At 59.0% G+C, this 10,571-nt stretch carries 16 protein-coding genes, 1 other RNA gene and 1 pseudogene; 9 read left to right on the plus strand and 9 right to left on the minus strand.

From position 1 onward, the window contains the following. The 9 genes and pseudogenes from OC446_RS27160 to OC446_RS27200 form a co-directional block, all read left to right on the plus strand. Positions 1-699 (plus strand): ABC transporter substrate-binding protein (locus tag OC446_RS27160; protein ID WP_262032082.1); only part of this gene is annotated, 699 nt, incomplete at its 5' end. Positions 700-764: 65 nt separating this feature from the next. Continuing rightward, positions 765-1,667 carry a branched-chain amino acid ABC transporter permease gene (locus tag OC446_RS27165; RefSeq protein WP_262032083.1) on the plus strand — a complete coding sequence of 301 codons (903 nt, stop codon included), beginning with the start codon at positions 765-767 and terminating at the stop codon, positions 1,665-1,667. Between the two features lie 121 nt (positions 1,668-1,788). Next, complete coding sequence (locus tag OC446_RS27170; protein WP_262032084.1) at positions 1,789-2,679, plus strand: branched-chain amino acid ABC transporter permease; 891 nt, start codon at positions 1,789-1,791, stop codon at positions 2,677-2,679. Further along, entirely contained in the window at positions 2,672-3,433 is a 762-nt protein-coding gene (locus OC446_RS27175) for an ABC transporter ATP-binding protein (RefSeq protein ID WP_262032085.1), read from the plus strand. The genes OC446_RS27170 and OC446_RS27175 overlap by 8 nt, the downstream gene beginning before the upstream one ends. Further along, on the plus strand, positions 3,426-4,139 hold the full coding sequence (locus OC446_RS27180) for an ABC transporter ATP-binding protein (protein ID WP_262032086.1): 714 nt from the start codon (positions 3,426-3,428) through the stop codon (positions 4,137-4,139). Before OC446_RS27175 ends, OC446_RS27180 begins: the two co-directional genes overlap by 8 nt. A 186-nt stretch (positions 4,140-4,325) precedes the next feature. Continuing rightward, positions 4,326-4,739 (plus strand): annotated as a pseudogene (locus OC446_RS27185) (IS6 family transposase); the annotation flags it as partial. A gap of 53 nt (positions 4,740-4,792) precedes the next feature. Next, complete coding sequence (locus tag OC446_RS27190; protein ID WP_410055157.1) at positions 4,793-4,978, plus strand: hypothetical protein; 186 nt, start codon at positions 4,793-4,795, stop codon at positions 4,976-4,978. Positions 4,979-5,822: 844 nt separating this feature from the next. Next, positions 5,823-6,208: a transfer-messenger RNA gene (ssrA, locus tag OC446_RS27195) on the plus strand. Positions 6,209-6,281: 73 nt separating this feature from the next. Beyond that, a complete protein-coding gene (locus tag OC446_RS27200; protein WP_262032087.1) occupies positions 6,282-7,043 on the plus strand; it encodes a hypothetical protein in 762 nt (253 codons plus the stop codon). Between the two features lie 70 nt (positions 7,044-7,113). Here OC446_RS27200 and OC446_RS27205 read toward each other — a convergent pair whose 3' ends face one another. The 9 genes from OC446_RS27205 to OC446_RS27245 form a co-directional block, all read right to left on the minus strand. Then, the gene (locus tag OC446_RS27205) at positions 7,114-7,833 is read right to left on the minus strand and encodes a lysophospholipid acyltransferase family protein (protein WP_262032088.1); all 720 of its coding nucleotides are present in this window, start codon (positions 7,831-7,833) and stop codon (positions 7,114-7,116) included. 11 nt (positions 7,834-7,844) lie between these two features. Further along, positions 7,845-8,081, minus strand: a complete 237-nt coding sequence (locus OC446_RS27210) for a hypothetical protein (RefSeq protein WP_262032089.1) — start codon at positions 8,079-8,081, stop codon at positions 7,845-7,847. 16 nt (positions 8,082-8,097) lie between these two features. Further along, positions 8,098-8,361 (minus strand): hypothetical protein, encoded by a 264-nt coding sequence (locus OC446_RS27215; RefSeq protein ID WP_262032090.1) that lies wholly within the window; start codon positions 8,359-8,361, stop codon positions 8,098-8,100. A 31-nt stretch (positions 8,362-8,392) separates the two neighbouring features. Beyond that, complete coding sequence (gene infA, locus OC446_RS27220) at positions 8,393-8,671, minus strand: translation initiation factor IF-1 (protein WP_203446296.1); 279 nt, start codon at positions 8,669-8,671, stop codon at positions 8,393-8,395. Positions 8,672-8,763: 92 nt separating this feature from the next. Next, positions 8,764-8,973 (minus strand): cold-shock protein, encoded by a 210-nt coding sequence (locus OC446_RS27225; protein ID WP_262032094.1) that lies wholly within the window; start codon positions 8,971-8,973, stop codon positions 8,764-8,766. 55 nt (positions 8,974-9,028) lie between these two features. After that, positions 9,029-9,406, minus strand: coding sequence for a DUF6481 family protein (locus tag OC446_RS27230; protein WP_262032091.1), 378 nt, complete (start codon positions 9,404-9,406; stop codon positions 9,029-9,031). 37 nt (positions 9,407-9,443) lie between these two features. Further along, the gene (locus OC446_RS27235; RefSeq protein ID WP_262032092.1) at positions 9,444-9,644 is read right to left on the minus strand and encodes a hypothetical protein; all 201 of its coding nucleotides are present in this window, start codon (positions 9,642-9,644) and stop codon (positions 9,444-9,446) included. 107 nt (positions 9,645-9,751) lie between these two features. Continuing rightward, the gene (locus OC446_RS27240; protein ID WP_262032093.1) at positions 9,752-9,961 is read right to left on the minus strand and encodes a cold-shock protein; all 210 of its coding nucleotides are present in this window, start codon (positions 9,959-9,961) and stop codon (positions 9,752-9,754) included. A gap of 347 nt (positions 9,962-10,308) precedes the next feature. Continuing rightward, positions 10,309-10,512 (minus strand): hypothetical protein, encoded by a 204-nt coding sequence (locus OC446_RS27245; RefSeq protein WP_262032095.1) that lies wholly within the window; start codon positions 10,510-10,512, stop codon positions 10,309-10,311. Positions 10,513-10,571 lie beyond the last annotated feature (59 nt).

Below are 10,571 nucleotides of genomic sequence, written 5' to 3' on the forward strand. Positions count from 1 at the left end.
CAGCATCGCACAGCCCACCAGATTTCGGAATCACCCGTCAGTGACACAACACTAGAAGCGGCGCAGGTCACCGCAAAGGAGCTTGGGGTCGAACTCGCGGTGGAATCGATCAACCCGAACATCACGGATGTGACCGCTCCTTTGGTGAAGCTGCGGGCTGCCAATCCCGACATGATCGCCATCACGACTTATGCCAAGCCTGCCGCCCTGATCATCAGGAAGGCGCATGAGCTCGGCATCACCAAGCCTATCGTGCTCACGGTAACCGGCACGGCCAACATGTCTCAGCTCATGGAGAACGTCGGCAACAAGGATGCTCTTAAGAACTTCTACGTCCAGGACGTTCTCGCGGATGTGCCCGGCGGCCCCAAGATCAAGTGGGTCTACGACATGTATAAGGAGAACTATCCTGATCTCGCCGCGAAGCCGGATCACCCGCAGGCCTACATGCCCTATGGGATCGCACCTGCCATGTCGGTCGTCAAAGCCCTGCAGGATGCGGGCCCCAATCCCACTCGCGAGAAGGTGGCCGAGAATCTGAGGAGCCAGAAGTTCGATTCCGGCGTAATGGCTGGTCCGATTGAGTTCGGGCCTAACGATCGTGCGGCTCAGGAATCGACGATCTATCTGAAGTTCGACGGAACGCAGCAGACCCTCATTCCCGGTTTCTTCCAGAGCCGCTGGAAATACAAAGGCTAACATCCCCCCACGCTGCCGCGGGGGCGCGATCGCTCCCGCGGCCTTTTCATGTCAACGAGGGCAGCATGACGATCGACGTAGTCTTCCTCTTTTTGCAGCAGGGTGTGGCCTCGGGACTTGTCATCGGAAGCGTATATGCGCTGATCGCCCTCGCCATCGTCGTTATCTTCAAGACGTCCGAAGTGCCGAATTTCTCGCAGGGCGAAATGGTCATGGCAGCCGGATATATTGCTCTTTACCTTTTGGTGTTCAGGAGCATGCCGCTCTGGATCGTCATGCCGGCAACGATCCTTGCGGCTTATGCTGGAGCGGCTTTGTTTCGCCGTTTGGTGCTGAACCAGGTGGCGCGGGCGAATGGCAGTCCGGTGAACCTCGTTATCGCGACCCTCGGTCTCTCCTATGTGCTCAGGGGATTTGTGCGGCAGACCGGCTTCGGCGACACGCCGAGATCGTTCCCGCCGGTGATCGAGCCGCAGTCGATCATGATCGGACAGGCTGCCGTGACGACCCTGGACCTTGTCATTCTGACGACGGCCGTCCTCGTGATGGCGGCCTTCTTCTGGATGTTCAAGTACACCAAGATCGGTCGGGCCATGCGCGCCGTCGGCATGAACCCCAAGGCGGCGCAGCTCGTCGGAGTCGACCTGACCCGCATTCACATGATCGTCTGGGGGCTGTCAGGCGGCATATCGGCCATCGCGGCTCTCCTGATCTCGCCCAAGGTGCTTATGACAGCCGATATGGGCTCAATCGTAACAATGGGTTTTGCTGCTGCGATCGTCGGCGGGTTCACGAGCCTGCCCGGTGCCGTGGTGGGTGGATTCCTCATCGGCATCATCGAGAACTTTGTCGGTCTGTTCATTTCCTCCCGTGCCATCGTGCTCGCACCCTTCGTCGCGATCATGCTCGTGCTCGTGATCCGTCCTCAGGGACTGTTCGGCGGGCGCGTCGAAATCAAGAAGGTCTGAGCCCATGTCCGACAAGTCAGTCCTTATGTTCCCACGGCCGAAATCCGATACGCCGGGCCTGGCTAAGCCAGGCAGTATGTTGCTCACGCAAGGCGCCTTGATGGCCTTGGGCGCCGCAGCGTTGATTGTCTTACCTTTCCTGGTGACCGGCTATGTTCTCTACATCGCCAATCTTCTCCTGGTCTTCATTGTGCTCTGTCTCGGCCTCCATCTGGTGATCGGTGAGACCGGGCAGTTCGCCCTCGCTCATGCCGCCTTCTACGGTATCGGTATCTATACGAGCGGATTGGCCGGGAACGCTCTCGGGTGGCCCTTTCCGCTGTCCATGCTGCTCGCGGGGCTGGTTGCGGGCGCGGTCGGTCTGGTGATTGGAGCCGTGGCCCTTCGCATGCGCGATATCTATCTCGCGCTCGCCACCTTCGCCTTCGGCGAGGCTATGCAATGGGTGTTTCTGAACTGGGATCAAGTGACCGGAGGCCCGAACGGGTTGCGTATCAGCCCGGCGCGCCTCGGAAGCCTCGAAGTTCTCACCGACCGGCAGGCTTATCCTGTTGTCGTGATCGTGGCCTTGCTGATGATCGTCCTGACCGTGGTGATCTCCCGTTCACGCCTCGGGCGCTCGTTCCGGGCCGTGCGTGAGTCCGATGTAGCCGCGATGGCCATGGGCATTCCAGTCCGCCGAGCCAAGATCACGGCATTCGGCCTGTCGGCTTTCTATGCCGGCATAGCGGGCAGCATGTTCGCGACCTTCTCCACGTATATTCATCCGGACAGCCTCGGCTTCCAGACGACGATCCTCGTCCTGACCATGGTCGTGGTCGGAGGGCTCGGTTCGATCACTGGTGCTGTGGGCGGTGCGATCGTGTTCGGGCTGATCTCCGAATTCCTACGTCAGACTCCTTCTTATCAGGAGATCATCTACGGTCTGATCCTGATCGTCTTCATGATGTACGCGCCGCGTGGCCTCTTTGCTTTCGTTCGGGACCTGATGGGGAGAATGGCCCGTGGCTGAGAATCTGCTTGAAGTCACCGACCTGACGGTCAGGTTCGGCGGTCTCACCGCCGTCAACAAGTTCGATATCGCGGTACAGCGCGGGACAATTCATGCGCTGATCGGGCCGAATGGCGCGGGAAAGTCGACAACTTTCAACTGTATCTCGCGTTTTTACGAGCCGACCGCGGGCCGAATTCTTCTCAATGGTGTCGACGTGACGAGGTCGCCTGCCAGTGCCATGGCGGGTCTTGGCGTTGCACGAACCTTCCAGAACCTGGAATTGTTCGGCGAATTGACCGTTTTTGAGAACGTAATGATCGGTGCTCACGTTCATGCAGGAAGGTCCTGGGCCGATGCGTTGTCGGCCCGACCATCCGGTGTGGTGGATCATATCGAGCACCTGCTGCAACGGACCGGCCTGACCGCGTATCGCAATACGGTCGCTCGCAACCTGGATTTCGGTCATCAGAAGCTTCTGGAGCTGGCACGCGCGCTCGCAATACGCCCACGCCTTCTCCTACTCGACGAACCAGCGGCCGGCCTTCGCAACCGGGAGATTGCCGCCCTCGATGCGCTGCTCACGGACCTTTGCCGCCGGGAGGGGATCACGATCCTTCTGGTGGAGCACGTGATGCAGCTCGTGATGGCGATCTCGGATCGCGTCACGGTTCTCAATTTTGGCACGAAAATCGCGGAGGGGACGCCGGACGAGGTGCGCAACGATCCTTCGGTCATTGAAGCCTATCTAGGCCAGGAGATGGTCCATGCCTGATCTTCTCGAGCTCACCGGCGTGTCCGCGTCCTATGGCCGGATCCAAGCTCTATCTGGTGTTTCGCTGAGCGTGCCGGAGGGCAGTATCGTTGCGCTCCTCGGCAGCAATGGTGCCGGCAAGACAACCACGCTCAATGCCATATCCCGCCTTGTTCCCGTGCAGTCGGGCAACATCCGGTTCGACGGAAAACCCATCGAGAGTATGGCCTCTCATAGAGTTGTCGAAGGTGGTGTCGTGCAAGTTCCCGAAGGCCGTGAGGTCTTCCGCGACATGAGCGTACGCGAGAATCTCGAGATGGGCGCCTATCGGCGCAAGGATCCAAAATCTGTTCGGGCCGATTTCGAGCGCATCCTCGATTATTTCCCCAAGCTGAGGGAGCGTCTGCAACAGCGGGCTGGTACGCTCTCCGGTGGTGAGCAGCAGATGCTCCTCATCGGTCGCGCACTGATGGCGCGTCCGCGTCTTCTTCTCCTGGATGAGCCCTCGCTCGGCCTTTCGCCGGTCCTCGTGCAACAGATCTTTGGCTTTATCGATCGCCTCAACAAGGACGGTCTCACGATCCTTCTCGTTGAGCAGAATGCTGCCGTGGCTCTATCAACATCGAGCTATGCCTACATCCTCGAGAATGGCGAACTAGCTTTGCAGGGCGCTTCCAAAGAGCTGCGACACGACGACAGCGTGCGTCGGACATACCTCGGACACTGAAGATTGGGCCATGTAACAAGCTTCGAGGTGCCTGTATTGACCCCTTGCAGACCTGCGCCCTTCTCCTAAGCTGGGGCTCCGTTGCATTACCCCAGGCCATATAATGAGGGGGCGGTTTGTCGAGGAGCCGTCCTGTTGTCTCTGTTCAAGCGCCGTCGCTTTCCGGTCGAGATCATCCTTCTCTGCGTGCGCTGGTACTGCAAATATGGGATCGGCTATCGCGATCCCGCCGAGATGATGCAGGAACGCGGGGTCGCCGTTGCTCCATCGACCATCTTCCGTTGGGTTCAGCGCTATGCTCCGGAGCTTGAGAAGCGGATCCGATCCTCCCAGGAACCTCGCTCAGGATCCTGGAGGGTGGACGAGACCTACATTCGCGTCGGGGGCACCTGGAAGTACTTGTTCCGCGCAGTCGACAAGCCTGGGCGGCTGGTCGCCTCCATGCTGTCCGATCGCCGGAATACCAACGCCGCTTACCGCTTCTTGCGTAAAGCCATCAAGGTGATGAGCCACTCCCCGCCGTCCTCGCTTACGACGGACAAACAGGCGTCGTATCCCAAGGCTATCCTGCGCCTGCAAAACGAAGGGCTGCTGTCGAAGGATGTCGAACGCAGAATGCGTTACCGAAACCTGCTCCCGACCAGCGTGAGGCGTTGCATCTCGTCGGTGCTCACAGGCTTACATATGAAGAGGCTGCGACGGTCAGCTGGATCCCGATTGGGACGATCAAGAGCCGAGTCAACCGAGCTCGCCTTCGGCTTACCGAACTTCTGGGCTATGCACCTGAAGAACTCATGCGGGGACAATCCCTGCAAACCCGCACTGGTCGTCAATCATGAGCGCCGACCCGACCGAGAGCATAGCTCTTCATATCGTAGGCCATCTTGCACGAGGGCTGAGCAAGGCCAAAGGGGAGGGGGTGCCTCTCCAAAAGCTGCGGCACTGGTGGATCCTCAGCTTGGGGCAGCGAGGCGAATCGTTTGACCTATGGCTCGACTATGCCAGTTACTGCCAATAGCTCGCGCATGGACCGGATGGCATGATCCTGCTCACTGACCTGGGATCCAAGAAGGGCGGCAGACCTTCATAGACGGAATATTAAAGACAAGCGCGCAGTTCCTAAGCCAGGCACGCGCAAACGGTGTCACGGTGACTCGAAACGTTCAGAGGATCATATTGCGCCTCGTCTCCTCGCCCATTCAACATTGGAAATGGATTCCAGAGGACACTCGCGCCCTCAAGTGACCCGCAACAGGACGTCCGAAGGTCTCATTCCTGGCGTCAAATATCAGTTCATACAAGAGTCAGAGATTTCAAGGATGTCTTACGCAGAAGCAATGCACATTGCAGAACGAACGTTGCTGGATGGAGCGACCTTATCGGAGCTTAAACAAGCGTCCATGGATCTGCGTGCCCTGACCCCGGACAGCGCTCTCGCTGATCTTGTCGACGCCAAGGTCGAGTTCATCGAGAGCCAGAAAGGTTGCTTCGACACCGGAGACACTGGAGCAGGCTAAGGTACTCTCTGGATGGGCGCGCGACAGGTGAACTGTCGTGCGCATCAGTCCGTCAGCTCGGGTCAACGGTTTTTTCGCGATGAAACAAGTGCGAAGTGTCTGCTGGCGTGCGGCTTGCCACAGGGTGAGCATACTCCTTCGTCGACAGACGCAATTGCGGATCTTGCGCCTAGTAATCAGGCCGACGAAGTCCTATATCAGATAGGTCAGGTTCGCCTGACTATGATCGTAGAGGCAGAGTGGAATAGGCGTTTAGGAGGCGGGTTCGATTCCCGCCGCCTCTACCACAAGCACACCGGCTGTCCAGGGACCGCAAGACTGGTATTGGGCGAACGGCCTTTCGTTGAGGTCATGCTGCCGTCCGGGTGTGTTTGTTATGGGGGCGACATGGGTTCCACTGGGCGCAATAAAGGCTACGCTGCGATCAGGCTGAGCTACGGCCTTGATAGTGCAAATTCCTAAATGCCAACGACAACGTTGACATGGGTGCGGTGCGCCTCGCGGCGTAACCATCCGGGGCTCGGGATAGCCTAGCAACAGAAACGTCACCTTCGGGTGCCGTACCCATTTCAAGCCTTTGGCCGTTAGCGACGGCTGCCCTCAACAACAGAGAGATGAAGAATAGATGTCGGAGATTCAGGTGGGCGGCTACATCCGCGTTCCCAAAGGAACCATGGTCTTTCCGACCGGTGATGGCATCGAGGCGCCAGTCACGCGCGATCAGGTCGTGAAGGTCGCCAACATCTTCGACGTGGATGTGAAGAGCGACAACTTCTATCTGCTTCTTCCCGACGAGATGCGGTTGCGCTACTTTGAGGCCAGCGGCGGCAAGCGCCCGATTGATACTGATATTCTGGAATTCACGGATCGCCTGACCAAAGGCGACTACCGAGCGGTGGAATGGTCCAAAAAGTGGGCGCTGATCGCAGATGTTCAGCCTGCTCAAACACCCGCCAACGCGAAATCGGTTCGGAAGGCGGAGAGGCCAGGCAAGCTGGAGAAGAAGCCGCTCACCAAGCAACAGCAGATGGTGATCGGGTCGGTCTGGCGCTTCGTCCAAGACGCAGAGCTTCGCTATAAAGTTCGCAACCCCGCATACGCCGCCATGCGCTCTGACCTCGACAGAGGTCTCCACGAGTTGTCCCAACATGCCCGGGCCCAAGCGCTCGACGCGAAGCTGAGTGAGCTTGGCATCATGGATCACATTGATGAGCCCTGGGGGCCGGTGACCGCCGGCGAAACGTTTTCGGTGCGTGCCAAGCTTACTTGCGGCTTTGGAGGCGGGTCGGATGTGCCGATGCTGTTCCGGGGCGAGAAGTTCACACTTCCCTATGCCGGCATCGAACCCTTCGTCGAGTTGGTGACGGAACGGCAAGGCAACAGCTAGCTCGCTCTGCCGATTATCCCGGTGGGTGACATTATGGAACCGGCGGGACGTTCATCGCCGAATCTCGGATTTAGGCGGCCTGAGGCCAGGAGGACCTCCTCTCGGCCTCAAGAAGGTGCTCTGCCCGACGCATGAATTCCCGGGCGGTGAGACCTGGAGGAATTGGATCGAGATAGGAGACCGAAATTGCCCCGGCTCGTTTGTACGTGCGGCCGGGTCCCCAGAAGTGGCCGGAGTTCAGAGCGACGGGAAGAACCGGTCGACCCAGCTTTACATAGAGCAGCTCCACCCCACGTTTGAATTCGATGGGCTCAGAGGCCGGCTTTCGGGTTCCCTCCGGGAAGATCAGCACGGAACGGCCTTGGGCCAGCGCCGCCTCGCTTTCCTCCACCATCTTCCGGATTGCTTTCGAGCCGCTCTCCCGGTCGATCAGGATCATCGGTGATTTGCGCAGGAACCATGAGAACACTGGAATCGTCAGCAGTTCCTGCTTGGCGACAATCGCCACATCTGGAAACAGGACCAGGAACGCGAGCGTCTCCCACGTGGACTGGTGATTGGCGATGATCAGGCAGGGTTCGTCAGGGATATTGTGTTGACCCCGCTCGGTGTAAGTCAAACCAACGGACCACTTCAGCCCCACGAGGATGCCGCGGGCCCACAACCGCGATGCCAGCCGGACGCCGCGCTCCGGGGAACCACACAGCCAAAGGATCACCAAGACGGGCGCGAACAGTCCTGTCCAGACGGCGAGCAGAAGATCGAACAAAATCGAGCGGATACGCGGCACGGTCGATGGCCTCAGAATGAATCAGCGGTTCGCGGCTGGGGATGCATGCCATGTTCAGCACGAGCGGGGCGGATCTGCGACTCGCCTGCGGCGCGCTCCGTCCCGCGCGCAATATTCTTGATTCTGTAGCTGAACTCGCCGTTGCTCTCGGGCATCAGACGAATGACTTCATAGATGCCGCTCGTGCGGTCAGCAAAGTGCGTGCCAGCGGCATGAACCAGCTGACCGACGGAATACTTGTGGCTCATGAAAGCCTCCTGCTCGTCAATTGAGAGACATCGATCGGGGAGCTGTATGGGCCCGGATCGGCCGAACATGCTCCACCTCGGCGTCGCACTCGTGGTCGATGATTTCAGCCAGAATCATCGTGTCGTCAGCACTCATCGAAGTGGCCGGGTAGACCTGGAACTCGCTGTTGCTCTCGACCACGACAGCATCGCGGTCGAACCACAGCACGCAGTTGATCTGCCGCATGAGCCAGTCCGGTACGCGGTCACCTGCCTCAAAAGTCCAAGTCTTCTCAAACATCGTGATTTGTTCCTTGGAGTTCCGCGGCGCCTCACCGGCGGCGGAACTGCGGACGCCGCGGAGCTCCCGGACGGGGAGCGCCCGATCCGCTATCCTTGTGACGGAAGATCAGCCGACCCTTGTCGAGGTCGTACGGCGACATCTCGACGGTTACACGGTCGCCGGCGAGCGTCTTGATGCGGTTCTTCTTCATCTTGCCGGCCGTGTAGGCGACGATCTCGTGTCCACTCTCGAGCTTCACGCGATAGCGAGCGTCCGGCAGGATCTCGACGACTTCGCCTTCGAATGTGATCAGTTCTTCCTTAGCCATTTGCATAATCCTTCGATAGAAACAAAAAAGCCGCTCCCGAAGGCGGCTCTGTCAAGCAGCGTGGAGGTCACGCCACCCGATGGGACGGAGAATTACGCTGTCTGGATGTTGTTGACGGCGATCTTGCCGGAACGACAATCCTCAGCGGGGTCGAACGACACCTTGTGGCCCTCGCGCAGCCCGCGGACACCGGCACGCTCGAGGGCGGTGGCGTGGACAAACACGTCCTTGTCGCCGTTGTCAGGCTGGATGAAGCCGAAGCCTTTCGGGTCGTTGTAGAACTTAACGGTGCCCCTAGTTATAGGAATATCCTTGAAGTGACGGCGCAAGCGCACGCGAACGGAGGGCATGGAAACACTACTTCCGTGCTTTGCGGGCAGCGTAGCGGGCATCACGGGCAGCCTTGCGTTCGGCCTCTAACCGGGCCTCGTTCACTGCCTTTTCGGCGGCAGCGTGCTTCTCCTGCTCGGCTTGCGCGGCCGCGAGAGCCTCCCGCTCCGCGGCAAGGCGGGCCTCGGTGGCTGCGCGCTGAGCGTTCTCGGCACGGCGCTGGGCTTCCCGCTCAGCGATGCGAGCATCCCGCGCGGCGCTCACCGCTTCCCGAGCAGCCCGCCGTTCCGCAACCACTGGGTCATCAGAGCCGGGCCGTTGACGGAACTTGGCAGCCATGGCCTGCTTTGCGTCTCTGGCGGCACTCAGCCGGTCGCTAAAATTTTTCTGCTTCATCCCGTTCATGGATCTCAATTCGTCTGCCTAATCTGATCCGTGCCGGCTATCGGACACGCCGGATGCTGGTGATGGTGCCCTCTGGCAGGGAGCCTTGCTCTTGCTGGGCTTGGGCAAGCACGCCGATAGCCCAGGTATCGTTCGCCTTTGCTGGATCGTCGATCCACAGATAGGCCGTGCGACCATCGTCATAGTTCACCATGAACATGACGGACTTCGCAGGAGGGGCTTTTCGAAACGTGTACATCGCTTCCTCACTTGTTGGGCCACCAGATGATGGAACTGTGAAAAGAAAAAGCCGCTCCACCCGGGAGCGGCTTCGTAGAGGCGCTTATAATGTGCGCCCGATCATCCTTAAGCCTTCTGGATGTTGTTGACGGCGATCTTGCCAGAGCGACGGTCTTCCGCAGTGTCAAAGGCCACCTTCTGGCCTTCGACAAGATTGCGCATGCCGGCGCGCTCGAGAGCGGTGGCGTGGACGAACACGTCCTTGCTGCCATCGTCCGGCTGGATGAAGCCGAAGCCTTTCATGTCGTTGTAGAATTTCACGGTGCCAATGATCATGGGGATAACCTTTCGCAATTGATGCCGATGCACGTGAGCGAAGGCACACGAAAGCGCGGCCTCAACTCGGTTCGTCGATTGTTTGGAAAGAGTGTCTGAACGTGCGCTTGGCAATGCCAACAGCGAAACGGCCCGATTGTCCGGCCAAAGTCGATAATAGAGATATAGAGGGTAATCAGCTTATTACAAGAGGCCGCTTGGAAGCTGTGACAGAACGGGGCTGCCTGGCAAGATTTGCTGCCGCAACTCACTAAAGAACAATCCCGAAGAGATTTTGAAAACAGACAATCTCACCAGAAACGACTATGAGCACGGATAGAAAGTGCTGTGCGTCGAGCCGGTTTACGCTAGGCGGGTGAACGCGTGATCGTCTTGATCGGAATGCGGGGCCGGCCTGCTTTCTCGGCGATGGCGTTGTCCTGCTCCTCGATGGTTTTCCGAGCCTGTTCATCGCCGTCAAGCCCGTCCAGAAGGGAGCGTGGAACACGGCGGTTCGAGCTACGGGAGCCATCCTCATAAAGAACGTCGAAGAGGGCATAGCCACTCTCGATCGGTCTAGGCCCTGTTAGGCCTTGAGAGCGTTATCCCTTTGCCGGATACAGAGGGAGGT

Origin of the sequence: Microvirga sp. Mcv34, assembly GCF_024519725.1 — a bacterium.
Lineage (GTDB): Bacteria > Pseudomonadota > Alphaproteobacteria > Rhizobiales > Beijerinckiaceae > Microvirga.